The 24,876-nt window shown below is 47.6% G+C and carries 25 protein-coding genes; 24 read left to right on the forward strand and 1 reads right to left on the reverse strand.

The genetic code is table 11. The annotated features are described in order from the left end of the window. Nucleotides 1-8: 8 nt before the first annotated feature. The 13 genes from hisC to ypjB all read left to right on the forward strand — a co-directional run bounded on the left by hisC (nucleotide 9) and on the right by ypjB (nucleotide 12,900). Nucleotides 9-1,106 (forward strand): histidinol-phosphate transaminase, encoded by a 1,098-nt coding sequence (gene hisC, locus BV455_RS15845; RefSeq protein ID WP_061579961.1) that lies wholly within the window; start codon nucleotides 9-11, stop codon nucleotides 1,104-1,106. 275 nt (nucleotides 1,107-1,381) lie between these two features. After that, nucleotides 1,382-2,485: a prephenate dehydrogenase gene (locus BV455_RS15850; RefSeq protein ID WP_061579962.1), complete on the forward strand. Its 1,104-nt coding sequence runs from the start codon at nucleotides 1,382-1,384 to the stop codon at nucleotides 2,483-2,485. 219 nt (nucleotides 2,486-2,704) lie between these two features. Further along, nucleotides 2,705-4,273: an IS200/IS605 family accessory protein TnpB-related protein gene (locus tag BV455_RS15855; RefSeq protein ID WP_218687391.1), complete on the forward strand. Its 1,569-nt coding sequence runs from the start codon at nucleotides 2,705-2,707 to the stop codon at nucleotides 4,271-4,273. 221 nt (nucleotides 4,274-4,494) lie between these two features. Then, nucleotides 4,495-5,778 (forward strand): 3-phosphoshikimate 1-carboxyvinyltransferase, encoded by a 1,284-nt coding sequence (gene aroA, locus BV455_RS15860; protein ID WP_061579964.1) that lies wholly within the window; start codon nucleotides 4,495-4,497, stop codon nucleotides 5,776-5,778. Nucleotides 5,779-5,921: 143 nt separating this feature from the next. Next, entirely contained in the window at nucleotides 5,922-6,824 is a 903-nt protein-coding gene (locus BV455_RS15865) for a hypothetical protein (protein WP_061579965.1), read from the forward strand. 16 nt (nucleotides 6,825-6,840) lie between these two features. Next, nucleotides 6,841-8,097, forward strand: coding sequence for a tetratricopeptide repeat protein (locus BV455_RS15870; RefSeq protein WP_218688056.1), 1,257 nt, complete (start codon nucleotides 6,841-6,843; stop codon nucleotides 8,095-8,097). A gap of 54 nt (nucleotides 8,098-8,151) precedes the next feature. After that, nucleotides 8,152-8,688, forward strand: a complete 537-nt coding sequence (locus tag BV455_RS15875) for a ReoY family proteolytic degradation factor (protein WP_026078515.1) — start codon at nucleotides 8,152-8,154, stop codon at nucleotides 8,686-8,688. 87 nt (nucleotides 8,689-8,775) lie between these two features. Continuing rightward, a complete protein-coding gene (locus tag BV455_RS15880; protein WP_017435858.1) occupies nucleotides 8,776-9,231 on the forward strand; it encodes a YpiF family protein in 456 nt (151 codons plus the stop codon). A 147-nt stretch (nucleotides 9,232-9,378) separates the two neighbouring features. After that, complete coding sequence (locus BV455_RS15885) at nucleotides 9,379-9,885, forward strand: Rieske (2Fe-2S) protein (protein ID WP_017435857.1); 507 nt, start codon at nucleotides 9,379-9,381, stop codon at nucleotides 9,883-9,885. Between the two features lie 3 nt (nucleotides 9,886-9,888). Further along, nucleotides 9,889-10,563 (forward strand): menaquinol-cytochrome c reductase cytochrome b subunit, encoded by a 675-nt coding sequence (gene qcrB, locus BV455_RS15890; protein WP_017435856.1) that lies wholly within the window; start codon nucleotides 9,889-9,891, stop codon nucleotides 10,561-10,563. 45 nt (nucleotides 10,564-10,608) lie between these two features. Next, on the forward strand, nucleotides 10,609-11,376 hold the full coding sequence (locus tag BV455_RS15895) for a menaquinol-cytochrome c reductase cytochrome b/c subunit (protein WP_017435855.1): 768 nt from the start codon (nucleotides 10,609-10,611) through the stop codon (nucleotides 11,374-11,376). Nucleotides 11,377-11,456: 80 nt separating this feature from the next. Further along, nucleotides 11,457-12,050 (forward strand): lipoprotein heptaprenylglyceryl N-acetyltransferase LhaT, encoded by a 594-nt coding sequence (gene lhaT, locus BV455_RS15900; protein WP_042409737.1) that lies wholly within the window; start codon nucleotides 11,457-11,459, stop codon nucleotides 12,048-12,050. Between the two features lie 58 nt (nucleotides 12,051-12,108). Further along, nucleotides 12,109-12,900 (forward strand): sporulation protein YpjB, encoded by a 792-nt coding sequence (gene ypjB / locus BV455_RS15905; protein WP_017435853.1) that lies wholly within the window; start codon nucleotides 12,109-12,111, stop codon nucleotides 12,898-12,900. Between the two features lie 20 nt (nucleotides 12,901-12,920). On the opposite strand, the gene BV455_RS15910 is transcribed toward ypjB, so the two are convergent. Continuing rightward, nucleotides 12,921-13,790, reverse strand: coding sequence for a YitT family protein (locus BV455_RS15910; RefSeq protein ID WP_017435852.1), 870 nt, complete (start codon nucleotides 13,788-13,790; stop codon nucleotides 12,921-12,923). Nucleotides 13,791-13,932: 142 nt separating this feature from the next. On the opposite strand from BV455_RS15910, the gene BV455_RS15915 reads away from it, so the two are divergent. The 11 genes from BV455_RS15915 (at nucleotide 13,933) to dinG (ending at nucleotide 24,743) form a co-directional block, all read left to right on the forward strand. Next, on the forward strand, nucleotides 13,933-14,268 hold the full coding sequence (locus BV455_RS15915; protein WP_017435851.1) for a nucleotide pyrophosphohydrolase: 336 nt from the start codon (nucleotides 13,933-13,935) through the stop codon (nucleotides 14,266-14,268). Between the two features lie 2 nt (nucleotides 14,269-14,270). Further along, a complete protein-coding gene (dapB, locus tag BV455_RS15920; protein WP_017435850.1) occupies nucleotides 14,271-15,071 on the forward strand; it encodes a 4-hydroxy-tetrahydrodipicolinate reductase in 801 nt (266 codons plus the stop codon). A 54-nt stretch (nucleotides 15,072-15,125) separates the two neighbouring features. Next, nucleotides 15,126-15,545, forward strand: coding sequence for a methylglyoxal synthase (mgsA, locus tag BV455_RS15925; protein ID WP_017435849.1), 420 nt, complete (start codon nucleotides 15,126-15,128; stop codon nucleotides 15,543-15,545). Continuing rightward, nucleotides 15,538-16,242 carry a bacillithiol biosynthesis deacetylase BshB1 gene (bshB1, locus tag BV455_RS15930; protein WP_061579967.1) on the forward strand — a complete coding sequence of 235 codons (705 nt, stop codon included), beginning with the start codon at nucleotides 15,538-15,540 and terminating at the stop codon, nucleotides 16,240-16,242. The genes mgsA and bshB1 overlap by 8 nt, the downstream gene beginning before the upstream one ends. A gap of 2 nt (nucleotides 16,243-16,244) precedes the next feature. After that, entirely contained in the window at nucleotides 16,245-17,372 is a 1,128-nt protein-coding gene (bshA, locus tag BV455_RS15935; RefSeq protein WP_061579968.1) for an N-acetyl-alpha-D-glucosaminyl L-malate synthase BshA, read from the forward strand. 4 nt (nucleotides 17,373-17,376) lie between these two features. Beyond that, on the forward strand, nucleotides 17,377-18,591 hold the full coding sequence (locus BV455_RS15940; protein WP_017435846.1) for a CCA tRNA nucleotidyltransferase: 1,215 nt from the start codon (nucleotides 17,377-17,379) through the stop codon (nucleotides 18,589-18,591). Beyond that, nucleotides 18,549-19,538, forward strand: coding sequence for a biotin--[acetyl-CoA-carboxylase] ligase (locus BV455_RS15945; RefSeq protein ID WP_061579970.1), 990 nt, complete (start codon nucleotides 18,549-18,551; stop codon nucleotides 19,536-19,538). The genes BV455_RS15940 and BV455_RS15945 overlap by 43 nt, the downstream gene beginning before the upstream one ends. Before the next feature lie 264 nt (nucleotides 19,539-19,802). Beyond that, the gene (panB, locus tag BV455_RS15950) at nucleotides 19,803-20,642 is read left to right on the forward strand and encodes a 3-methyl-2-oxobutanoate hydroxymethyltransferase (RefSeq protein WP_026078514.1); all 840 of its coding nucleotides are present in this window, start codon (nucleotides 19,803-19,805) and stop codon (nucleotides 20,640-20,642) included. Then, on the forward strand, nucleotides 20,639-21,487 hold the full coding sequence (panC, locus tag BV455_RS15955; RefSeq protein WP_017435843.1) for a pantoate--beta-alanine ligase: 849 nt from the start codon (nucleotides 20,639-20,641) through the stop codon (nucleotides 21,485-21,487). The genes panB and panC overlap by 4 nt, the downstream gene beginning before the upstream one ends. A gap of 27 nt (nucleotides 21,488-21,514) precedes the next feature. Continuing rightward, the gene (gene panD / locus BV455_RS15960; protein WP_017435842.1) at nucleotides 21,515-21,898 is read left to right on the forward strand and encodes an aspartate 1-decarboxylase; all 384 of its coding nucleotides are present in this window, start codon (nucleotides 21,515-21,517) and stop codon (nucleotides 21,896-21,898) included. An 82-nt stretch (nucleotides 21,899-21,980) separates the two neighbouring features. After that, entirely contained in the window at nucleotides 21,981-24,743 is a 2,763-nt protein-coding gene (dinG, locus tag BV455_RS15965; RefSeq protein ID WP_061579971.1) for an ATP-dependent DNA helicase DinG, read from the forward strand. Nucleotides 24,744-24,876 lie beyond the last annotated feature (133 nt).

The raw sequence follows: 24,876 nt of genomic DNA on the forward strand, positions 1-24,876 counted from the left end.
GTGTCGTTATGGAAATCAAAGCACAGTTAAGGGGGTTGTCCCCTTATCAGCCGGGGAAATCGATTGAAGAAGTGAAGCGGCAGTACGGACTTTCCGATATTATTAAACTAGCATCCAACGAAAATCCATACGGATGTTCACCTGCTGTAAAAGAGGCGATCATCCGCGAATTAGACCGTCTTGCCGTTTATCCAGATGGATATGCGCGCCTGTTGCGGGAAAAAGTGGCGGCACATTTAGGTGTAAAAGAAACGCAGCTTATTTTTGGCAACGGGTCGGATGAAGTCATACAAATTATTTCGCGTGCGTTTTTATCGGCCGGCACGAACACGGTCATGGCTGCGCCGACATTTCCGCAATATCGTCATAATGCGGTCATCGAAGGAGCGGAAATTCGCGAAATCCCGCTTGTTAACGGACGCCATGATTTGGAGGCGATGTTTGCGGCCATTGATGAAAATACGCGTGTCGTTTGGATTTGCAACCCGAATAACCCAACTGGAACGTATGTCACGGAACAGGAGCTGCGATCGTTTTTGGAGCGCGTTCCTAAACATGTCCTCGTGGTGCTGGACGAGGCATATTATGAATACGTGAGGGCGGACGATTATCCGCAAACCGTTCCGCTTCTTGCGCAATATGATAATATGATGATTTTGCGGACGTTTTCCAAAGCATATGGGCTAGCGGCGCTCCGGGTCGGATATGGCATTGCCAGTGAAGCGCTTATTCAAGGGATGGAGCCGGCGCGCGAGCCATTTAATACATCCAGCGTCGCACAAGCAGCGGCGATCGCAGCACTAGATGACCAAGCGTTTATCCGCGCCTGTTCGGACAAAAACAGAGAAGGGCTTGAGATGTTTTACCGTTTTTGTGAGGAAAACGGCTTGCGCTACTATCCTTCGCAGACGAATTTTATCTTGATTGATTTTGCGATCGAAGGAAATGAAGTCTTTCAATATTTGCTTGAGCGCGGCATTATCGTCCGCTCCGGCAATGCGCTCGGCTTTCCGACGTCCGTGCGTATTACCGTTGGTTCGAAAGAGCAGAACGAACGGGTAATTAGCGCGTTGGCGCAAATGATCCGGGAAAAACAACTTGTATAGCGGATGAACCGTCCCGTTGCTTCCCCAGGCAGCGGGCGCATTTTTACAAATGCATATACCACAAAAGCCCGTGACTTAAGGCGCTGGGATGAAGTGGAAAAGAGTTTTGAACCGAGCCGGCAGGGCGCTAAACACCGGTCCGTTGAGGTGTTTGTCGATGAAAGTTTGGCGGAACAAGAGTAAGTGCTTGCACACAGATGTAGGAAAAACTCTTTCGTACGCCAGAACCCACCGACTTTAGTCGTGTGGAAGTTCAGATGAAGAAGGTGAAGCGATTGGAAGGAAACGTCTTTGTCGTTGGTCTTGGTTTAATTGGCGGGTCCATCGCGCTGGCGGTGAAAAAAGTACACCCGGACGCTGTCATTATCGGATATGACGTCAACGAACAGGAGCTGAAACTTGCCCGTTCCTTAAAAGTGATTGATGAAGCCGCTTCGTCACTGGAGCGGGGAATGGAGAATGCGGACTTGATTATTTTAGCGACGCCTGTCATGCAGACGGAAAAAATTTTAGCGCAAATGCCCGTCCATCTACTAAAAGAGAACGTGATTGTCACCGATGTAGGAAGCACGAAACAGCGGATTGTCCACCATGCGCAGCGGTTGGGAAAGCAAGGAATCACGTTTATCGGCGGCCACCCGATGGCGGGCTCGCATAAAAGCGGCGTTGCTGCAGCGCGGGCGCATTTGTTTGAGAACGCTTTTTACGTATTGACGCCGACAAACGGAGTGGCAGCGGAGAAAATCGAGCGCCTCAAAGAATGGCTGAAAGGAACGAAAGCGCAGTTTGTCGTGCTGTCTCCGGAGGAACACGACCGTATTACCGGGGTGATCAGCCACTTTCCGCATATTATCGCCGCAAGTCTGGTTCACCAAGCCCAACAGTATGAAAAAGAAAATCCGCTTGTCAGCCGCCTTGCCGCGGGAGGCTTTCGCGATATTACGCGCATCGCCTCGAGCAACCCGGAAATGTGGCGCGATATTTTTATACATAATAAGGACGAGCTTTTAACGTTGTTTGACCGCTGGATCACGGAGATGAAAAAGCTCCGTTCCATCGTGGAAGAGGAAAACAGCGCAGCGATTTATCATTATTTCCTAGAGGCAAAACAATTTCGCGACGGTCTGCCGGCGCGGACAAAAGGGGCGATTCCATCGTTTTACGATTTATATGTTGATGTACCCGATTACCCTGGAGTTATTTCCGAAGTCACTGGCTATCTAGCCAAAGAGAACATCAGCATCACCAATATCCGCATTATTGAAACAAGGGAAGAAATATACGGGGTATTGCGGCTTAGCTTTCAAAGCGAAGAAGATCGAGCGAAGGCGAAAGCGTGCATTCAAGAACATACGAATTATGAAACGTATGAAGTATAAAATGGAGGTATAAGCAGTTTGAGAAACTCTATAAAAATGTATGAAATCATGTAAATATCCCCTGTTATTGAACGTGAAGAGGTGGATGTTCTCCATCTTTTCCATCGCCACCTGTCTGATGATTAAAAATCATCTCCTCCTTCCTCATGTAAAAAGGAAATGAAGAAGATTTGGCGAATATATGTTCTTAAGGATCCAAACAAGGGGGAAGGCAAGGGGATGAAAACGGTTCGGGGGATGAAAATCATTTCTCATGATGCATCACAACTTTGTTCATTGGATGAGTTGATGCGCGTCTTTGGTTCCGCGAAGCGATACGCGTTCAACCGTTTGCTCGAGGGAAGGAACGCAAAAGACATCATCAAGCACCTTCCGCACCAATTTCAGCTCAACAAACGGTTTGCCGAAGACGCGGTCTTGCTTGCTCAATCGCTGATTTCTTCTCAACGTGAGTTACTTCCAATGCGCTTAGAGGATGTGCAGGCAAAAATCGAAAAAACCGAACAGAAAATCGATGACTACCAACATGGAAGAAAAACACCGAAGAATGTCGATTTTCCAACATGTCTTGGTGGATTGCACCAACGGTTAGAAAAGCTCAAAGCGAAAGAAGCCGAGCTAAAGCAACATCTCGACCAAGGGACGATTCCACGTGTGATTTTTGGCGGAAGAGAGAACTTTTATAAGCGCTTGAAAGGAAACATCACGAACGAAGAATGGAAAGATTTGCGCTCGAATCAGTTGTACGCCAGAGGCGATAAAAGCAAAAAAGGGAATTTAAATATTCGCCTAGTGTATGACGACAACACGAATCAATGGTATGTAGAAATCGCCAACCCGCTGGAACAACAAAAAGGGAAACACGCTCCTCGTTTGAGGTTGCCTGTGTTGGTTCCTGAAGAATATGAAGAGGAAATCATCGATCTCGTCATGGGAGAACAAGTCGGAGTGAATGCAAAAGGAAATCCCATTATCGAATATCGACCATATACCGTTGAAATCCAACGCAAAAACGGGGAATATTATGTCCATCTCATTTATGAGGAAGAAGTGTATGGCAGGGAACTTGCCTATGATGAACCGATTCAAGCGGAACGAATAGCGGGAATTGACATCAACATTGACCGCATCGCCGTAAGCATCGTTTCGAAACAAGGAAACTTCATCCAATCGAAAGTGTTTTACTGTCATGAACTCGAATATGTGCGGGCGAATAAACGAAACAACATCGTTGGTGAAACAGTAAGAGATGTGTATGACTGGCTGCTTCAAGAGAATGTTGGGGCAGTGGTCATCGAAAACATCCAACTAAGACAACAACATGATACGGACAAAAGATTTAACCGTTTCACCCACAACTTCAAAAAGAAAAAACTGACTGACACTATCATTCGTCGGGGGATGCGGCTTGGGTTTCGCATCAAAAAAGTGAATCCGGCGTACACCAGCGTCATTGGACGTTTCAAGTATAGGAAAAAGTATGGGCTATCCGTTCATGAAAGCGCCGCTTTGGTGATTGGCAGACGTGGATTAGGATATCAGGAACGATTGCCAAAAGAACTCATTCACATCATAAAAACGAAAGTGAAACGCCATTTGATTGCGGTGTTAGGGTCGATGGAAGAATCCTACAAGCAATCGAAAAGCGGAACAAAACAACGACAATATCTCAGCATGATGTTACGTAAAATCGAGAACTTCAAACAAGAGCATGAATGGTCGTTATGGAATATCTTGCACAAATGTTGTTGGCTGAACCAATATCAAATTCAACTAAAGGAGGTGTAGACCTGGTTGCTAAAATCATTGTCGTGTACTGACCGACGGAAGGAATGGTGCACGGCAGGTGCCGTCGCTGACAGCGAGCCACGGGGTGTCTTTCACAGCAGGTGAATGACAAGGGGATTCCCTTCCTGATGGAACTCGGTGAGAATCCGAGCGGTAAGCGATGTTACCTGGTTCCGTCGCGATGAGTCGATTTTTATAGATTTTAGTAACCAGGGGACGCCGTGCAGTTACGAACCAATATTTCATCATTGCAAGGAATCATCCATGTACCCGGAGACAAATCGATTTCCCACCGTGCGGTGATGTTGGGAGCGATAGCGCACGGTACGACGACGATCGAAAATTTTTTGCCGGGGGAAGATTGTTTAAGCACGATTGATTGTTTCCGGAAAATGGGGGTAGTGATCAAGCAGGATGGAAGCCATGTCGTTGTCGAGGGAAAAGGGCAGAACGGACTACAGGAGCCGTCTGACATTTTACATGTTGGCAATTCGGGAACAACGGCGCGGCTATTGCTTGGCATTCTAGCCGGATGTCCGTTTCACGCCTGCCTCATCGGCGATGAATCGATCGCCAAACGGCCGATGGGAAGAGTGACGAAGCCGCTGAAAATGATGGGGGCGCGCATTGACGGGCGCGAACATGGAAACTATACCCCGATATCGATCCGCGGCGGTGAACTTCAGCCGATTCATTATGAATCTCCTGTTGCGAGCGCGCAAGTAAAATCGGCCATTTTATTGGCGGGCTTAGCAACGGCTGGCACGACAGCAGTAACAGAGCCAAATCGTTCCCGCGATCATACGGAGCGCATGATTCGGCTGTTTGGCGGCAATGTGGCGGTGGACGGCCTTACGGTGTCGGTTACAGGGCCGCAGCAGCTGGCAGGGACCAGTATATACGTTCCTGGAGATATTTCTTCAGCTGCCTTTTTCTTAGTAGCGGGCGCTGTTGTCCCAAACAGCGAAATTACGTTAAAAAACGTCGGATTAAATCCGACAAGAACCGGAATTATCGATGTACTGCAAAAAATGGGTGCCGATATAACGATTGCGAACGTTCGCAATGAACAAACCGAGCCGTTTGGCGATATTACCGTCCGCACTTCGCGGTTAGCGGCAACGGAAATTAGCGGCGAATTAATTCCACGGTTAATCGATGAGATCCCGATCATTGCCCTCCTTGCCACCCAGGCGGAAGGAACGACGGTTATTAAAGATGCAAGCGAACTAAAAGTGAAGGAAACGAACCGAATTGATACGGTCGTGACTGAATTAAGAAAGCTCGGTGCCGAGATTGAGGCGACGGAAGACGGCATGATCATTCATGGCAAATCAGCTTTACAAACAGAGGAAGCTGTTGTCGACAGTCATGGCGATCATCGCATCGGCATGATGTTGGCGATTGCCGCCTGCATTACGAAAGGAGCCGTCCATTTAAAACGCCCGGAAGCGGTCGCCGTTTCGTATCCGGCGTTTTTTGACCATCTTCATTCTTTAATGTGAGCAAAAAAGCAAGAAACGGTATGCCGGTTTCTTGCTTTTTTATCATAACGAGGCGCCCCACTTTCACCGAAAATAAGTGGGAAGAAGGCCAATCATATGTTGCCTCATTCCCTCATATCCTGTCGTAAGGGGGGAATGAAGACATGCCATATATTATTGAAAGCGCATATGTCATTCGTCAAGAACGGCTGCAACACTGTGCGCTCGTGGTGGATCATAATCGCATTGACTACATAGGTGAACAAGCGAAGCACTATACATGGATGCGCATGGAAATAGGAGAAATGATCGTCACACCCGGACACGTGATGGTCGATTTTTCTTTTCAGCAGCCGCGGACATTTGCCCAATTTAAACAATATGTTCAGCAATATCTCATCAAAAACGGCTGCACCACGCTGCTAGCTGTTTGTGATGTCCCTTCGGAACAGGAGCTCGCTCCCACACTGCGTAAGCTGCGACAGCATTTGTTAAACAGCCCCATCGATTATTTCATCGGTGTAAAAGTACCCGCCCGTATGCTGACCCCGTCCTTTGTGCTTGCCTGCAGGAGATGGAAAATACGAATCATTTTCGTTGAAATTAAGGAGAGCGATGTTTTGCATTCCGTACCATGGTATTGGATTGCCGATATCATAAAAACAGCCCCGCTTGCCTTTGTGCCGTATTGGCCAAACGAAAAACGAATGAAAAAGCAGGAAACGGCATGGCGAAACTTGCTTGCTGCGCACCATATTCCATTTATTCCGTTTCCGCTACGGGAGCGAACGCCGCTAGGGCTGAATGTGTTAAAAAAAATTGGCATTTACCCGCAAAAAGGAGATCTGCGGATTGGCGGCGAAGTAGATTATAATCTATATAGGAAGGAAGCGATGAGCCGTTTAGTTGCCGAAACGCTTATTGTCGATTATGATAATCATGTTCCGGTTATTACGGTTCATAAAGGAAGGTTGCTGAAGGTGGAAAATCAACTTTATTTTTATCCCGGATTTGGCACGGAGCGGATCATCCGTGCGGCTGGGATGTTTGTCGCACATTTTTCGTAAGGAAGGGTTAATGTCTATGACACGCGTCGAAGAAATTGTCCGTTTGGTTGAAAATGGAGAAGTGAATAAAGCGTTATCTTTGGTGCCTGAAGTGAAGAAAAACGGAAGTGATGAAGAAAAATATGAACTTGCCGATTATTTATATTCGTGGGGAATGCTAGAGGAAGCGAAAGAACTGCTTGAAGAGTTGTCCCTTCGCTATTCGGACGAAGGGGAAATCCGTTTGTTTTTGGCGGAAGTATATACAGAGCTCGACGAAGAGGACAAGGCGCTCGAGATTTTAGCGCGAATTGAGGAAGACGATCCGCTGTTTGCACGCGCCTGTCTGCTTGCCGCCGATCTGTATCAAATGCAAGGGCTTGAGGAAGTCAGCGAACGAAAGTTAAAGCAGGCATATGAAAAAATGCCGGATGAACCGATTATTCAATTTGCCTTAGCGGAGTTATATTTTTCGATGGGACAATATACAAAAAGCATTCCATTTTACGAAAAAGTGCGGGAAAAAACAAAGGAAATGGCCGGCACCCTCATTGCTGAGCGGCTTGCCGAGGCGCTCAGCCTATGCGGGGAGTTTGAGCAAGCGCTGCCGTATTATGATGAAGCGCTAAAAACAAAAGTCGACAGCCGGACGTTATTCGGCTACGGGGTGACGGCATTCCAAGCGGAATATTATCAAACCGCCATTGAAAAGCTAAGCGAGCTAAAAGAACTCGATCCGGAATACGTTCCGCTTTACCTGTACTTAGCGAAAGCGTATGAGCATGAAGGAAAGCTGAAAAAAAGCTATGACATTGCCAAGGAAGGCATCCATGTCGATGAGTGGAACAAAGAATTGCTGCTCTATGCCGGAAAAATGGCGCTAAAGCTGGGAAAGCCGGATGAGGCGGAATCATGGCTGAAAAAAGCAATCGAAATTGACCAAGGCTATATTGAAGCGCTGACGACGTTATGTGCGCTGCTCTTGCACGAGGAGCGGTACGAAGACGTTGTTTCCTGCCTAGAAGAAGCGCTGGCGCAAGGAGAGTATGACCCGCAGTTTGAATGGGATTTAGCACGTGCGAAACATAAGCTTGAAATGTATTCCGATGCATTAAACCATTACCAAGAGGCATATACTTTCTTTAAGAACAACATTGATTTCCTTGAGGAGTACGGCTATTTTCTCATCGAAGAAGGCGACAGAGAGAGAGCTAAAGAAATATTCCAGCAAATTGTACGTCTTGATCCTGGGCACATGGAGGCAGCCGACATGTTGCTGCAGTTAGAGGAGTAGGAGAGCCGCGGTCCATATTACCTCTTTCTTGGAAAATGATAGAGGGGGAAGCGCATAATGACGCACGTATCTGTAAATGAAAAAAAAGAGTTTATTCGTTGGTTTTTAAGTAACTACCAGTTGAAGCGTCGCGAATGTGTCTGGATTTTAAACTATTTAATGAGCCATGACCAGCTGATGCAAAAGGTTCATTTTGTGGAAAACGCCCAATATTGTCCGCGCGGCATCATTATGTCAACCCATTGTGTCGATGATGTTCCGTTCCGTTTTTACAAAGGCAATGTGATGACGACCGACGCGGAAAAATCGTTCCATGACATCCGTCTAAACCGTGATGAGGATATTTATATCCAGCTGAATTTCCGCGCTTCTTTTCATTCGCCGCAATATGTTGCCGTACTGGAAGAAAACCCGTATGCGCCAAAACAAGTGCATGTCAGCGAAAATGATCAGCGTTTGGCCGAGCAATTTTTAGAAAAATCGCTGTATGAATTTCAGCGGGAACGGTTAATGAAGCTGATTGATGAGGCGCTAGACCGCCAAGATAAAGAAGCATTCCGCCGTCTTACCGAAGAGTTGAAAAAGTTATGAAACCTTGCTGCATGCAAGGTTTTTCTTTTGCTGAAAAATATGGTATGGTGATAGGGGACATGAACTTTTGAAAAAAGGGGAGTACATATGAAGTGGACAGCAGCGGATGTGGAACTGTATCAAAAAGAAAAAGATTATATTGACACGGCGCTTATTCCTCTTATTCCTATTACGATGGCCGATGGCGCCAAGACGGCTGCTTCTGGGGGAGAGTTTGTGCAGCTTGTTGCCGGGGAATTGGAGCGGCAGTTAAAAGGCAGAGTGTTTTTATTTCCACCGTTTTCCTATTTCCTCAGCGAATCGAGACAATCGCTTGTAGAAAGGCTGACGGATTGGACAAGCCTGCTAATGGAACAAGGAATGAAATATGTGTTTTATGTCACATGCGACCGCGAATGGAAAGGGAAAGAAACAGCGATTTCGGACAGGTTGTGGCTTGTTCCGGCCGTTCCGTTAGAAAATATGGACGAATCATATAAGTACGAGCTGATCCGTGACCAAACATCCGGACTGCTTCGCTTTTTTATTTCACAATGGTCATGATGAGGCGAGGCAGAAAGTTGGCAGGTTAGAGCGAGGACGATATTGACCTTGTCCGCCGATTGAGCTATCATTAGAATGTCCTAGTTTTCTATTGTGTTATACAATACTGTCCGGATGGACTTCATTTTGTATAGAGGGGGGAAGACGATGAGTGACAAACATCGCGTAACGAGACGCCAATTTTTGAACTATACGCTAACTGGCGTAGGCGGCTTTATGGCTGCTGGAACTTTAATGCCGATGCTCCGTTTTGCTTTTGATCCGATTTTAAAGGATGAAGCGGGAACGGAGATGGTAGCGGTAGCGGATGTAAAAGACATTACGGCCGAGCCAAAGCGTTTTGACTTCAAAGTAAAAGTAAAAGACGCTTGGTATGAGTCGGAAGAGCCGAGATCGGCATGGGTGTACAAAAACGAAAAAGGAGAAATCGTTGCACTGTCTCCGATTTGTAAGCACCTTGGCTGTACGGTAGACTGGAATACGGATAAGGAACATCCGAACCAATTTTTCTGTCCGTGCCATTACGGGCGCTACACGAAAGACGGCACGAACGTTCCGGGAACGCCGCCACAAGCTCCACTAGATCGTTACGAGTACAAAGTGAAAGACGGAAAATTATACTTAGGAAAAGCGAAACCACGAGGGGAGGCGTAATACATGTTAAACAAACTGTATGACTGGGTTGACGAACGTTTGGATATTACGCCTTTGTGGCGGGATATCGCTGACCATGAAGTTCCGGAACATGTGAACCCGGCCCACCACTTTTCCGCATTCGTTTACTGCTTTGGCGGGTTAACGTTCTTTGTTACGGTCATTCAAATTTTGTCCGGAATGTTTTTAACGATGTATTACGTTCCGGATATTAAAAACGCTTGGGAATCTGTTTATTACTTGCAAAACGAAGTGGCGTTCGGTCAAATCGTGCGCGGTATGCATCACTGGGGTGCAAGCCTTGTTATTGTCATGATGTTTTTACATACATTGCGCGTCTTTTTCCAAGGTGCATACAAAAAGCCGCGGGAATTAAACTGGATCGTTGGCGTGCTTATTTTTATGGTCATGATGGGGCTCGGCTTTACTGGCTACCTGTTGCCATGGGATATGAAAGCGCTGTTTGCGACAAAAGTAGGTTTGCAAATCGCGGAGGCAACACCGGTGATCGGTCCGGCGATCAAAACATTGCTCGCAGGGGATCCGGAAATTGTCGGGGCACAAACATTGACAAGATTCTTTGCGATTCACGTTTTCTTCTTGCCTGCCGCACTGCTCGGCTTAATGGCAGCGCACTTTTTAATGATTCGCAGACAAGGTATTTCCGGTCCACTATGATGCGATGAACGTTGCTGATTGATAGAAAAAAGGAGGGAAATATGAATGCATCGCGGTAAAGGAATGAAATTCGTCGGCGATTCCCGCGTTCCCGCCGTGAGAAAGCCGAATATTCCAAAAGATTATTCGGAATATCCTGGGAAAACGGAAGCGTTTTGGCCAAACTTTCTATTAAAAGAATGGATGGTCGGTTCTGTCTTTTTGATTGGCTTTTTATGTTTGACGGTCGCCCATCCGTCTCCGTTAGAACGTATTGCTGACCCGACGGATACGGCATATGTTCCGCTGCCAGACTGGTATTTCTTGTTCCTGTATCAATTGCTCAAATATTCGTATGCGTCAGGTCCTTATACCGTCATTGGAGCCATTGTCATACCAGGTTTGGCATTCGGTGCGTTATTATTGGCGCCATTTTTGGATCGCGGTCCGGAACGCCGTCCATGGAAGCGTCCAGTCGCTACCGGGATGATGCTTCTAACGCTTGCGGCAATGATATATTTAACTTGGGAAGCAGTTGTGACGCATGACTGGAAAAAAGCTGCGGAACAAGGGAAAATCCGTGCGGAAGTGGAAATTGACAAAAACGCCGAAGGGTATAAAATTGCCCAAGCTAACACATGTACGTCCTGCCACGGCGAAAACTTATCCGGCGGCGCGGCTGCACCATCGCTTATCGGTACAGGCTTGAAGCCGGAAGAAATCGCAAACATTGCGAAAAATGGTAAAGGCAACATGCCTAAAGGCGTTTTCAAAGGTACGGATGAAGAGCTGAAAAAGCTTTCTGAGTTCATTGCGGGATTAAAAGAGAAATAAACGATTCATCGAGAAAAAAGCTGGCTATGGTTAGTCAGCTTTTTTCATTCACGACAAGCATAGAGAGCAGGTGCATAGGAGTGAAATGGCTGTATCCGATATTAGCATATCGGCCATTTTTATGGCTTTTATTCATCATAAATATCCTTGGAACGATTTACGGGTATATATGGTACCGTTATCAATTGGCGGAAACACCGCCCATTTTTTTGCCGTTTGTGCCTGATAGCCCGACGGCAAGTCTCTTTTTTGTGTTCGTTTTGCTCGCGTTTTTGTGCCGCCGCCATTTTCCTTTATTAGAAGCATTAGCGCTTGTCACGTTAGTAAAGTATGGGATTTGGGCGGTAGTGATGAACTTATTGGTATGGAAAGTGACAGGAGAGCTCGATGTGGCGGGCTGGATGTTAATCGTTTCGCACGGCGCGATGGCGATAGAAGGAATGCTCTACGCGCCGTTTTATCGCTTTCGCGGCATGCACCTAGCGATTGCTGCGGTTTGGGCGCTGCACAATGACATCATCGATTATGTATTTGGAATGATGCCCCACTATAGCGTGCTGCAGCAGTATGCTGCCCAAATCGGCTATTTTACGTTTTGGCTCAGCATTGTTTCGATTGCGATTAGCTATTTATTATGTGTACGAAAAAACCGTTTTGTCCTCCCGCTAAATTAATGGTCTACTCTTGTCCACTCCTTCATACATTGTAGTAGTTAATGGAGGAGGGACAAGGATGAAGCGAATATGGCTGCTTGCTTTGATGGTATTCGTCTTTTTATTTCCATCGCTAAACGATGCCGCGGAACAGGATGATGGCTGGAAAAAACTAGATCAAATTTCGGATCAAGCGCTGCGATTGGCGAAAAATGGACAATTTGAAGAAGCAAAAGAAGTATTGCTCTATTTTTCCGAGCAGTTTTTTGCAACGAATGCGCGCGACCGGCTGAAATCAGCCGACGAACTCCGCGCTGTTACGATCACTCATGAAAACGCCCTGAAAACGGTTGCCGCCTCTTCATTGCCGGCGGAAGAAAAAATCGATAAAATCACGCAGTTTCGTCTTGTTGTTGATGCCATTCATTCGGCTCATCAGCCGCTTTGGTCAGAGATGGAATCAACGGTGATGGAAACATTTGACCAGCTTGAGAAGGCGGTAGATCAAGAAAGGGATGAATCGTTTGCCGCTTCCCTCCACAACTTTTTAAATCGTTATGAACTAATTGAGCCGAGCGTCAAAATCGATGTGCCGGTTGAGGAAGCGAAAAAAATAGATAAAGACATAGAAATGTTACAAGCTCCCGCTTTTGGGCAACTAAGCCTCAAGGAGAAGCACGAACATTTAAAACAGATGCGCGAAGATTTGCAGGCGTTGTTTGACGATGTTCGAAAAGATGAAGCTGATCCGTCTTTAATATGGGTGATGGTTTCGACAGGAGGAATTATTATATTGACGCTATCTTACGTAGGCTGGAGAAAATATCAAGGCGAGAAGGAAAAAAACCGTACCCGCCAAAAAGAAGAGTAAAAGGGGCATTGTGCCCCTTTTTATTGTTCAATCGGCTGTTTTCGCTCATCAAGCGTAAAGCCTTCGCCGAGCACATCATGAACGTCTGTGACCGCCACAAACGCATGGGGATCGACGGAAGTAATGACACTTTTCAGACGCGGCAGTTCATTTTTTGCTACCACGCAGTACAGCACATCGCGGTCGCGTTTCGTGTAGGAACCTTGCCCCTTTAATATCGTGACACCGCGGTCCATTTCTGTTAAAATCCGGTTGGCGATTTCCTCGCTCTTTTCCGAAATAATCGTCGCTCCTTTTGCCGCATAGCCGCCTTCCTGCATAAAATCAATGACGCGGGCCGCGATGAACACCGCCACAAGCGTATACATCGCCTCACGATATGAAAGATACAGCAAGGAAAGGGTGATGACGACCACATCAAACGTAAACATCGTTTTTCCCATGCTGATTCCTTTATATTTATAGACGAGTCTGGCGATAATGTCGACGCCGCCGGTCGTTCCGCCGTAGCGGAAAATAATGCCAAGGCCGACGCCGATAAAGACGCCGGCAAACAATGCGGCCAACGTCATATCGTGTTTCAGGGGCATATGAATGGTGTAGCGTTGAAAAATCCAAAGAAAGAGAGAAACGCTAATGGTTCCGATAATCGTGTATAAAAAAGTTTGGCGGCCAAGCAATTTCCAACCAATAAAAAAGAGCGGAATATTTAATGCCAAGTTTGTATAGGACGGATCAATGTCAAACAAAAAGTAAAGCAGCAGCGTGATTCCGGTAAAGCCGCCTTCTGCTAAATTATTTTGCATGTTAAAATGGACAAGCCCAAACGCAAAAATCGCAGCGCCAAGCAAAATGAAAAGGATGTTTTTTATTTTTAGCCCGAAAATCATACATTCCCTCCATATTCAGAGTAGTCGGCGTCCTTAATTATAGATGAAGTTGTCCATTCAGGCAACGCGGACAGGCGGCGTGCGAAAATATTTGTCAAAAACGCCGCTTTTCGCTAACATGAAAACATGAGAGGTGACATGGATGCAGGAAAAAACAATCAAGCAACTGCAACAAGAAGTCGACGAATATATTAGCCAATTTAAAGAAGGGTATTTCAGCCCGCTGGCAATGCTGGCACGGCTGACGGAAGAGCTTGGCGAACTGGCGCGGGAAGTCAACCATTATTATGGGGAAAAGCCGAAAAAACAGACGGAAAAAGAAAAAACGGTGGCGGAAGAACTCGGCGATTTGTTATTTGTGCTCATTTGTTTTGCCAACTCTTTAAACATTGATTTAGAAGAGGCGCATGATATGGTGATGAAAAAGTTCCGCACCCGTGATAAAGACCGTTGGACACGAAAAGAGGAGGAGAAATAGTCATGGAAACGATTCGCATTGCCATTGCTGGCCCGCGCGGCCGCATGGGGCGTGAAGCCGTTTTGCTTGTACAAAAGACCGAGCATTTTCAACTTGTCGGCGTCATTGACCGGAAAAATGACGGCGGAGACTTAGCGGACATCGAAGGGTTTTTCGGCATCCACGCTCCGATTTACACCGATGCGGCCCGATGTTTTGAGGAAGTCAGACCGGATGTGCTCATCGATTTAACGACACCGGAAGCAGGAAAAAAACATGCGGAAATCGCGCTTCACTACGGAGTCCGTCCGGTTGTCGGCACGACCGGCTTTACGGATGAAGATATTAAACGGCTGACTGCATTGGCGGAAGAAAAAGAAATTGGCGCGATCATTGCTCCTAACTTTGCGGTCGGCGCGGTGCTAATGATGAAATTTGCGCAAATGGCAGCCAAATATTTTCCTGATGTCGAAATCATTGAATTGCATCACGATCAAAAATTAGACGCTCCATCGGGAACAGCATTGAAAACAGCGCAGCTCATTTCCACGGTGCGTCCATCGAAAAAACAAGGGCACCCCGATGAAAAAGAAACGCTTGCCGGGGCGCGCGGCGCAACATATGATGGCATTCCGATCCACAGCGTCCGGCTGCCTGGATTGGTCGCCCATCAGGAAGTGATTTTCGGCGGCAACGGCCAATCGTTAACGATTCGCCACGATTCTTTTCACCGAGGTTCGTTTATGTCAGGCGTAAAGTTGTCTGTCGAAACGGTGATGAAGTTACATACGCTTGTATACGGGTTAGAACATATTATCGAGTAGCGCTGCTGCAGGCCTAGCGAGAAACAATAAGCAAAAACGAGCGGGGGTGCTATCGTGAAAATCGCATTAATCGCGCATGATAAAAAGAAAGAGGATATGATTGCATTCGTAACCGCCTATCAGCCGATTTTGGCGCAGCATGAATTATATGCGACCGGCACAACCGGCCTTCGCATTCAAGAAGCAACCGGGCTGCACATCCATCGCTTTCAATCTGGTCCGTACGGAGGAGACCAGGAAATCGGCGCAATGATTGCCCGCAATGAAATAGATATGGTTATTTTTCTGCGCGACCCGCTTACGGCGCAGCCGCACGAACCGGATGTGAGCGCCTTGATTCGTTTATGCGACGTGTACTCTGTACCGCTGGCAACGAATATGGGGACGGCGGAAATTTTAATCAAAGGATTAGAACGCGGCGATTTTGCGTGGCGCAATATTGTCCGCGGCAGAAAAGGTGAAGACGATGAATGAGGAGCTGCATATACTGGCGTTTGGCGCCCATCCCGATGATGTCGAAATCGGCATGGGCGGAACGATTGCGAAGTACGCGGAGAAAGGCTACCGCATCGGCATTTGCGATTTAACGCTTGCCGAATTGTCGTCCAACGGCACGGTCGAACGGCGGCAACAGGAAGCGAACAATGCCGCGCGTATTTTAGGCGTTGCCACGAGAATCAACCTTGGACTCCCCGACCGTGGTTTATATCCGACCGAGGAAGCAATTAAAAACATTGTTACTGTCATCCGGCGCTATCGTCCACTTGTAGTGTTTGCGCCTTACTGGGTGGATCGCCACCCGGACCACGGACATTGCGCCCGGCTTGTCGAAGAAGCAGTTTTTTCCGCCGGCATCCGCCGTTACCAAGCGGAACCGGATTTGCCGGCTCATCGTGTGTCTTCTGTCTATTATTACATGATTAACGCCTGGGACCGTCCGCATTTTGTCATCGACATTAGCGATACGATCGAGAAAAAAATCGCCAGCTTGCGCGCTTATGAAAGCCAATTTACAAAGACAGCGGGTTCGGTTGATACGCCGCTTACAAACGGTTATATTGAAACCATCGAAAGCCGCGAACGCCTGTTTGGGAAAGAAGTCGGCGTTATGTTCGCTGAAGGCTTTTTCACCAAAAAGCCAATTCATATTCATGATTTGCTAGGAGTGTGACGATGAAGCTAAAAATAGGCATCGTTTGTTACCCGTCTGTAGGGGGTTCGGGCGTTGTCGCCACAGAGTTGGGAAAACTGCTGGCGGAAAAAGGCCATGAAATTCACTTTATTTCTTCAAGCATGCCGTTTCGCCTAAATAAAATATACGGCAATATTTATTATCATGAAGTGAGCGTCAACCAATATTCCGTTTTTCAATATCCGCCGTACGATTTAGCGCTTGCCAACAAAATTGCTGCAGTGGCGAAACGCGAGCAGCTGGATGTGCTGCATGCCCATTATGCCGTCCCGCACGCCGTTTGCGCCGTGCTCGCGCGGCAGATGGTCGGGGGGAAATTAAAGATTGTCACGACATTGCATGGGACGGATATTACCATTTTAGGATACGATCCTTCGCTGAGCGATATGATTAAATTCGGCATTGAACAATCCGATGTCGTTACCGCCGTTTCTAACGCGCTCGTTCGGCAGACGTATGAGCTGCTTGACGTGCAAAAGCCGATCCAAACCGTCTATAATTTTGTCGATGAACGGGTATATTGCCGCAAAGATGTCAGCTACTTAAAAAAGGAATACGGAATTGGCGAAAATGAAAAAGTGATCATTCATGTATCCAACTTTCGCAAAGTGAAGCGGGTCCCTGATGTCGTGCGTGCGTTCTCGCTTATTCGCAAACAGTTGCCGACAAAGCTTTTGCTTGTTGGCGATGGCCCGGAAATGCCGGTCGTTTGCCGCTTAGTCAGGGAGCTTGGGCTTCAGGAAGACGTGCACTTTTTAGGAAAGCAGGACAAGCTTGATGAGCTGTATTCGATCAGCGATGTCATGTTGCTATTGTCGGAAAAAGAAAGTTTTGGTCTCGTCCTTCTCGAGGCAATGGCTTGCGGCGTGCCGTGCATCGGCACAACGATTGGCGGCATTCCGGAAGTGATTGAAGACGGGGAAACAGGATTTTTATGCGAACTTGGCAATGTCGAAGAAATAGCAGAGAAAGCAATGCGGATTTTAACCGATCCACATCTTCATATGTATATGGCCAAACAGGCAGTCCAAACCGTATATAAAAAGTTTCATTCCAGAGAAATTGTCGAACAGTATGAAGATATTTATGTTTCGCTCGCAAAGAGGTGAGTCCATGAAAGAACCTTTTCAAAAAGCGCTTGGCATTATTCGCCAGCTAAAACAGCACGGGTATGAAGCGTATTTTGTCGGTGGGGCGGTGCGCGACCTTTTGCTCGGGCGGAAAATTGGCGATATCGATATCGCGACAAGCGCGCTGCCGCATGAAGTCATGAAATTGTTTCCGAAAACGATTGATATCGGTTCGCAGCATGGCACCGTCGTCGTTATTTGCGGAGGGACTCCGTATGAAGTGACTACGTTCCGCACGGACGGCGACTATGAAGACCACCGCCGGCCGGAATCAGTGACATTCGTCCGTTCTCTTTATGAAGATTTAAAGCGCCGTGATTTTACGATGAATGCGATCGCCATGGACGAAGAAGAAAAGCTGATCGATCCGTTCGGCGGGCAAGATGCCATAAAAAAGCAGGTCATTTGCACCGTTGGTGAAGCAAAGCAGCGCTTTTCCGAAGACGCTTTACGAATGATGCGGGCGATCCGCTTTGTCAGCCAGCTCGGCTTTTCTCTTGCCGAAGAAACAAGGCGGGCGATTGTCGAAAACGCCTCGCTGCTTTCTCATATTTCGGTAGAGCGGATGACGATGGAATTTGAAAAGCTGCTCGAGGGGCCGTTTGCCAGCCGCGGCTTATCCCTGCTGGTGGAAACGGGTCTGTTTTCCTACTTGCCTCAGCTTCACGATAAGGAGCGTGAACTAAAGGAAGCGGCCGGCTACGACTGGAACCTGCTTGACTCGCGCGGACAGCGCTGGGGGCTGTTGTGCCAAGCGCTTCATATCGGCGATGCCGATGCCTTTTTGCGTGCCTGGAAATTGCCGAATCGGCTGATTAAAGAAGTGAAGGCAGTGCTCTTGATTTTGCAGACGATCCGTTCATTTGGCGACTGGACGAAAGAGCGGTTATTTGTTTTTGGATTGGAACACGCCATTTCCGCGGAAACGGTTCGTTCGGTGATAAGCGGAGAACCGGTCGAAAAGCATCGCCAAATATTAAACGAGATGTTTGCTGCCCTTCCGATTAAAACAAAAAATGAGCTGGCTGTAAGCGGAAAGGATTTGATGGAATGGTTCGAAAAACCGGGCGGCCCTTGGGTAAAAGAAATGCTCGCCGCAATTGAGCACGCCGTGATTCATGGAGAAGTAGATAATCATAAGGAGCGGATTTACGAATGGCTCATGGATCGCAATCGGATACAAGAAAAAAATTGTTAGAGCTATTTGCGGAAGCGAACGGCGATTTTATTTCCGGGCAAAAAATCAGCGAAATACTTGGCTGTTCGCGCGCCGCTGTGTGGAAGCATATTGAAGAGCTGCGCAAAGAAGGATTTGAACTCGAGGCGGTGCGCCGTCTCGGCTACCGGATCGTCAGCACTCCCGATAAAGTGACCGCCAATGAAATTCAGCTCGGCCTCAAGACGAAAACGTTTGGTCATTTCGTTCATTTTGTGGAAGAAGTCGATTCCACGCAAAAAATCGCCTTGAGGCTTGCCTATGATGGGGCGAAAGAAGGAACGCTCGTCATTGCTGAGCAGCAGACAGCAGGGCGCGGCCGCATGGATCGCAAATGGTTTTCGCCAAAAGGGACGGGCATCTGGATGAGCCTCATTTTGCGCCCGCCAATTCCGCCGCAAAAGGCGCCGCAGCTGACGTTGTTAACAGCGGTGGCGGTCTGCCAGGCGATTCAGCAAGCAACCGGTCTCGTGCCCGATATTAAATGGCCGAACGATATTTTATTGAACGGAAAAAAGTGTGTCGGCATTTTAACGGAGCTGCAGGCTGATCCGGACCGCGTTCATTCCGTCATTATCGGCATCGGCGTGAACGTCAACCAAACGATCGAGCAGTTTCCGGAAGACATTCGCACCGTCGCGACATCGCTTGCCATGGAAAAGGGCGAACGGATCAAGCGCGCGCATCTCGTGCAGGAAATTTTGCTTCAGCTCGAGCGGCTGTACCACCAATATTTGCAGCATGGATTCCGTCCGATTAAGCTGTTATGGGAAGGGTATGCCGTCAGCATTGGTAAAAAAATTACGGCGCACACGTTAAACGGCTCCATAAAAGGAACCGCTCTTGGCATCACCGACGAGGGGCTGTTGATGCTTGAGGATGAGGACAAACATATTCATTATATTCATTCAGCGGATATTCAATTATAAAATACCGTCTAGAAAACTTGTGACAATTTTGTTAAAATACAAACGAACAAGGAAAAGGGCAGTATCTTTCGCGAAAGAACTGCACCGTGCATCAAGGGAAACAACAAAAAATGCGATCTGCCTTGATCCTTAGAAGGACTGGGACAGAGGGGTGAACTCAGCCGATGATGGTCAAGAACGTCCTTCTTTCTCAAGGTAGAGAAAGAAGGCTTTTTTGTTCGGTCGATTCATCTCCTCTGCAAAAAAAAGAGGAGGGAATAAGTGGTGAAAACGAAAACGGACTTTCTGAAAATGAAAAAAACGAATGAGCCGATTGTCATGGTAACCGCCTATGATTTTCCGTCGGCGAAACTGGCGGAAGCGGCGGGGGTGGATATGATTTTGGTTGGCGATTCGCTCGGCATGGTCGTTTTAGGATATGATTCGACGATTCCAGTTACCGTCGAAGATATGATTCACCATACGAAAGCGGTCCGCCGCGGCGCGCCGAATACGTTTATTGTCACCGATATGCCGTTTATGTCCTACCATTTATCAAAAGAAGAAGCGCTCCGCAACGCACAGCGGATTATGCAGCAATCCGGGGCGAACGCCGTGAAGGTCGAAGGTGCGGACGATGTCGTTCAGGTGATTCGCGCCTTGACACAGGCGGGAGTTCCGGTCGTCGCCCATCTTGGTCTGACGCCGCAGTCTGTTGGGGTTCTCGGCGGTTATAAAGTGCAAGGAAAAGATGCGGAAAGCGCGAAAAAATTAATCGATGATGCCAAGCTTTGCGAACAGGCTGGCGCGATTGCGCTCGTATTGGAATGTGTGCCAAAGCAAATCGCCGCCGCCGTTACGAAAGAGCTGGAAATACCAGTCATTGGCATCGGCGCCGGCGATGAAGTCGATGGCCAAGTGCTCGTCTATCATGATATTCTCGGTTATGGAGTGGATCGGGTTCCGAAATTTGTGAAAAAATACGCCAATATTCAAGAAGCGATTACCCACGCGCTTGCCAATTACGTCGCTGACGTCAAACTGCGCCAGTTTCCGGAGCCGAGCCATATGTTTATGATGAAAGAAGAAGAGTGGACTGCGCTTTATGGAGGAAAACAATCATGATGGTGATAACGAAGATAAAAGATATGCAAACAGCCATGCAGCAATACCGACGCGAAGGAAAAACGATCGGCTTTGTCCCGACGATGGGCTATTTGCACGAAGGCCATGTCGCTTTAATCAAAAAAGCGCGTGAGGAAAATGACATCGTTGCTTTAAGCGTGTTTGTCAATCCATTGCAGTTTGGACCAAATGAAGATTTTGAGCGCTATCCGCGCGATCTCGAACGCGATCAGCGCATTGCCAAAGAACATGGCGTCGATGTTTTCTTTTCTCCAGACGTCAAGGAAATGTATCCGCACCCGTTAAGCGTGCAAGTAGTCGTCAAAGAGCGTGTCGATGTCCTTTGCGGCAAATCGCGGCCAGGCCATTTTGACGGAGTGGCTACCGTGTTAACCAAGCTGTTTCACATTGTGATGCCGGACCGCGCTTATTTTGGTTTGAAAGATGCCCAGCAAGTGGCGGTGGTGGACGGGTTGATTCGCGATTTTCATTTTCCGATTCAATTAGTGGCGGTGCCGACCGTTCGCGAGGAAGACGGTCTTGCCAAAAGTTCCCGCAATGTTTATTTATCGCCGGAGGAACGAAAAGAGGCGCCAGCATTATACAAAGCGCTGCTGCAGGCAAAAGCGGCTGTCGAAAACGGGGAAAGAAACGCAGAGGCAGTTTGTGCGCTAGTAAAACAATATATTCAAACCCATACTCACGGTGAAATTGATTATGCGGAAATTTATTCTTATCCGGACTTAAAACCGCTCGAAACGCTCGCTGGAAAAGTGATCATTGCGGTGGCGGTCCGTTTTGCAAATGCACGTCTGATCGACAACATTATCTTAGATATAGCGTAACAGCCGGTTTCTAAGGAGGGATTGCTTATGTTCCGCACATTAATGAACGCGAAAATTCATCGTGCCCGTGTGACAGAAGCCAATTTAAATTATGTTGGCAGCATTACGATCGACGCCGATATTTTAGACGCCGTCGGCATGGTTGCTAATGAAAAAGTGCAAATCGTCAACAATAATAATGGTGCGCGTTTTGAAACGTATATTATTCCCGGCGAGCGGGGCAGCGGGGTATTTTGTTTGAACGGGGCAGCCGCGCGCCTCGTGCAAAAGGGGGACATCATTATTGTCATTTCTTATGTCATGATTCCGGAGGAGAAAATCGCCCAGCACCGTCCGAAAATCGCCATTATGGACGAGAATAACCGTATCCAGCAGCTTATTGTCGAAGAGCCGGCGCATACGGTTTTATAAAATAAAGCAAGGGAAAGGGGCTATTTCGAAATACGGAAAAGCCCCTTTCGTTAGGCCGTTGATTTTGAGGTGACCACATAACATGAATGCACGTTTTGTTGTTATTGATTTAGAAACAACTGGGAATGTCCCCAAAAAAGGAGACCGCATTATTCAGCTTGGGATGGTTGTGGTCGAAAACGGAAAAATTGTCAACCGTTTCTCTAGCTTTTTTAATCCCGACCGGACAATCCCTCCATTTGTTCAACAATTAACAAATATTAACGAACAAATGGTGGAAAACGCGCCAAGCTTTGCCGAAAAAGCGGCGGAAATAGTCGATATGCTGCAGCAGTCTTATTTTGTTGCCCATAACGTTTCTTTTGATTTGCCTTTTTTACAAGAAGAGCTGCAAATGGCGGGCTTGCCGCTCTTTACCGGTCCAACCATTGATACGGTGGAATTGGCCCGCATTGTGCTGCCGACAGCAGAGAGCTATAAATTAGGCGATTTGGCCAAACTGCTCGATATTACTCATGATCATCCCCATCAAGCGGACAGCGATGCCGAAGTAACAGCAAAGCTGCTGCTAAAGCTGTTCGATCGTCTGCACCAGCTTCCGCTCATGACGCTGCAGCAGCTAAAGCGCTTGTCCCCTTATTTGAAAAGCGATTTGCATTCGTTGCTCGATGGTATCATTATGGAAAAGATGACAACGTTAGCAAACGAACCGCCACATATATTTTACCGCGGCATTGCGCTAAAAAAACCTGAGCCCATGCCGGAAAAAGACAAAGATTCCCATCCGTCGGCGTCTTTTACCGCGTTTTATGCCGGTCCGCAATGGCTCCCGCTCGATCATTATGAAAAGCGGGACGGGCAATGGGAGATGATGAAGCTTGTTTATGAAGCGCTGGATGCCCCCCAGCACGCTTTAATTGAAGCGGGCACCGGAATTGGCAAATCGCTCGCTTATTTAATTCCGAGCGCTTTTTTTGCCTACGAGCAGCAAAAGCGGGTCGTTATTAGCACCCATACGCTGCAGCTGCAGCAGCAGCTTTTGGAGCGGGATATTCCGCTTTTGAACAAGATCGTTCCCTTTCCGCTGCGCGTCGCGGTGCTGAAGGGAAAGCGCAACTACCTTTCCGTCGATAAGTTTATTGCCTTTTTGCGCGAACCTCATCCAACGTATGATATGGTGTTATTGAAATGTCAGCTGCTTGTTTGGTTGATGCAAACAGAGACAGGGGATATAGATGAACTGAATATCTCATCCGGCGCGCGCTTGTTTTGGCCGTCTTTATGCATCGATGACGAGGACAGCGCCAGTAAATATAATTTCTTTTTGCGGGCAAAACAGCGTGCGGAAGAAGCTCATATCGTGATCACCAATCATGCGTTTTTATTGCATGATCTCATTTCTTCCACTCCGCTTCTTCCGGCGCATGACCATATGATCATTGATGAAGCGCATCATTTAGAGGAAGTGGCGTCGCATTATTTCGGACAGCAGGTCGACTATGTTTCCATCCGCCTGTTGTTGACGAAAATTGGAAAAGCGGGTGAAAATGGCTCATTGGCCAAATTAATGAAGCTGTTTGCAGAGCAGCATTGGCATGCAGAAGATGCGTTTTTGCGCTGCGAACATCTTTTGCAGGAGATGCAGTTTGAATGCGATGAATTGTTCCGCCTGCTGCGCCGTTATGCTCTAGAAAGAAAAACAGCGAGATCGGGGCGCTGTCGTTACCGTTTTGCGCCGGAAAAGGAAGGCGGACGGCAGTGGAGCGCGGTGAAAGAATTATGCTGGCGCATTCGCGGCCATATGGCGGAATTGGCGGAGAAAACGAAGCGATTGCAGTCGATATGCAATGTACAAACGCCATCGCCCAAACCAGCCAGCTCCTATTCGTATTTTTCTGATGTTTCCGCTTTGCAGCAACGGATTGACACATTGTTCGATTTGCTTGAAAGCGACGACCCGATGGTGGTGCGCTGGATCGAAGCGGAAGAAAAGGGGGCGGCAAACGCCACTGCCCTGTATTCGCAGCCTATTCAGTTGGATGAATTTTTTGCCGAGCGCCTGTTTATGGTGAAAAAAAGCGTTGTGCTTACGTCTGCAACGTTAACGGTCGACGGCAGTTTTGCCTATATGGTATCGCGGCTTGGCCTCAGCGATTTTTATCCGCTTTGCCGCGCGATTCCGTCTCCTTTCTCGTATAAAGAACAGGCGGTTTTAATGATTCCGACCGATTTGCCGGCCATTTCTTCCACCGCCTTGGAAAAGTATGCCGAAGCCGTTGCGGACGGGGTAGGAAGAATTGCAAGGAAAATAAAAGGAAAAATGCTTGTGCTTTTCAACTCTTATGAATTGCTGAAATTAACGGCAGCGGCGATGAAGATGGAGGAAAGGAATGAAGATTTTGTTCTCATTGCCCAAGGGGTGCAAAGCGGGAGCGCAGCAAAGCTGACAAGAACGTTTCAACAGTTCGATCATGCGATTTTATTTGGGACAAGCAATTTCTGGGAAGGAGTCGACTTGCCGGGCGACGAGCTGACGATCGTGGTGATCGTTCGCCTGCCGTTTGCGCCTCCGGACGATCCGGTGATGGAGGCAAAAAGCGAACACATTCGCGCCGTAGGCGGAGATCCTTTTTATGAATTATCTCTCCCGGAAGCGATTCTTCGTTTTAAACAAGGATTCGGCAGGCTTATCCGCACGGAAAAGGATAAAGGGGCGGTCTTTGTCTTTGACCGCCGTCTCACGACCGCGTCGTACGGAAAATACTTCCTAAACTCGCTGCCATCCCTGGGGATTTGCGAAGATTCGCTGGATCGGCTGCTGCAAAAACTCGAAACATGGCTTTGATAAATATCAAAAAATAGCGTAATCTATAGCTAGATTGGCCAATGTGCAGTGGTTCGGAAGAGGAAAAACGAATCAAAAAAAAGCGCCTTGCCGCATATACAGCAGCAAGGCGCTTGTGAAATGGATTTAGGTG

Origin of the sequence: Parageobacillus caldoxylosilyticus (assembly GCF_019272935.1) — a bacterium.
Lineage (GTDB): Bacteria > Bacillota > Bacilli > Bacillales > Anoxybacillaceae > Saccharococcus > Saccharococcus caldoxylosilyticus.

Coding starts and splice junctions, on each gene's coding strand:
- hisC (WP_061579961.1), top strand. CDS start 9: ATGGAAATCAAAGCACAGTTAAGGGGGTTGTCCCCTTATCAGCCGGGG.
- BV455_RS15855 (WP_218687391.1), top strand. CDS start 2,705: ATGAAAACGGTTCGGGGGATGAAAATCATTTCTCATGATGCATCACAA.
- BV455_RS15865 (WP_061579965.1), top strand. CDS start 5,922: ATGCCATATATTATTGAAAGCGCATATGTCATTCGTCAAGAACGGCTG.
- BV455_RS15870 (WP_218688056.1), top strand. CDS start 6,841: ATGACACGCGTCGAAGAAATTGTCCGTTTGGTTGAAAATGGAGAAGTG.
- BV455_RS15880 (WP_017435858.1), top strand. CDS start 8,776: ATGAAGTGGACAGCAGCGGATGTGGAACTGTATCAAAAAGAAAAAGAT.
- BV455_RS15885 (WP_017435857.1), top strand. CDS start 9,379: ATGAGTGACAAACATCGCGTAACGAGACGCCAATTTTTGAACTATACG.
- qcrB (WP_017435856.1), top strand. CDS start 9,889: ATGTTAAACAAACTGTATGACTGGGTTGACGAACGTTTGGATATTACG.
- BV455_RS15895 (WP_017435855.1), top strand. CDS start 10,609: ATGCATCGCGGTAAAGGAATGAAATTCGTCGGCGATTCCCGCGTTCCC.
- ypjB (WP_017435853.1), top strand. CDS start 12,109: ATGAAGCGAATATGGCTGCTTGCTTTGATGGTATTCGTCTTTTTATTT.
- BV455_RS15910 (WP_017435852.1), bottom strand. CDS start 13,790: ATGATTTTCGGGCTAAAAATAAAAAACATCCTTTTCATTTTGCTTGGC.
- BV455_RS15915 (WP_017435851.1), top strand. CDS start 13,933: ATGCAGGAAAAAACAATCAAGCAACTGCAACAAGAAGTCGACGAATAT.
- dapB (WP_017435850.1), top strand. CDS start 14,271: ATGGAAACGATTCGCATTGCCATTGCTGGCCCGCGCGGCCGCATGGGG.
- bshB1 (WP_061579967.1), top strand. CDS start 15,538: ATGAATGAGGAGCTGCATATACTGGCGTTTGGCGCCCATCCCGATGAT.
- bshA (WP_061579968.1), top strand. CDS start 16,245: ATGAAGCTAAAAATAGGCATCGTTTGTTACCCGTCTGTAGGGGGTTCG.
- BV455_RS15940 (WP_017435846.1), top strand. CDS start 17,377: ATGAAAGAACCTTTTCAAAAAGCGCTTGGCATTATTCGCCAGCTAAAA.
- BV455_RS15945 (WP_061579970.1), top strand. CDS start 18,549: ATGGCTCATGGATCGCAATCGGATACAAGAAAAAAATTGTTAGAGCTA.
- panC (WP_017435843.1), top strand. CDS start 20,639: ATGATGGTGATAACGAAGATAAAAGATATGCAAACAGCCATGCAGCAA.
- panD (WP_017435842.1), top strand. CDS start 21,515: ATGTTCCGCACATTAATGAACGCGAAAATTCATCGTGCCCGTGTGACA.
- dinG (WP_061579971.1), top strand. CDS start 21,981: ATGAATGCACGTTTTGTTGTTATTGATTTAGAAACAACTGGGAATGTC.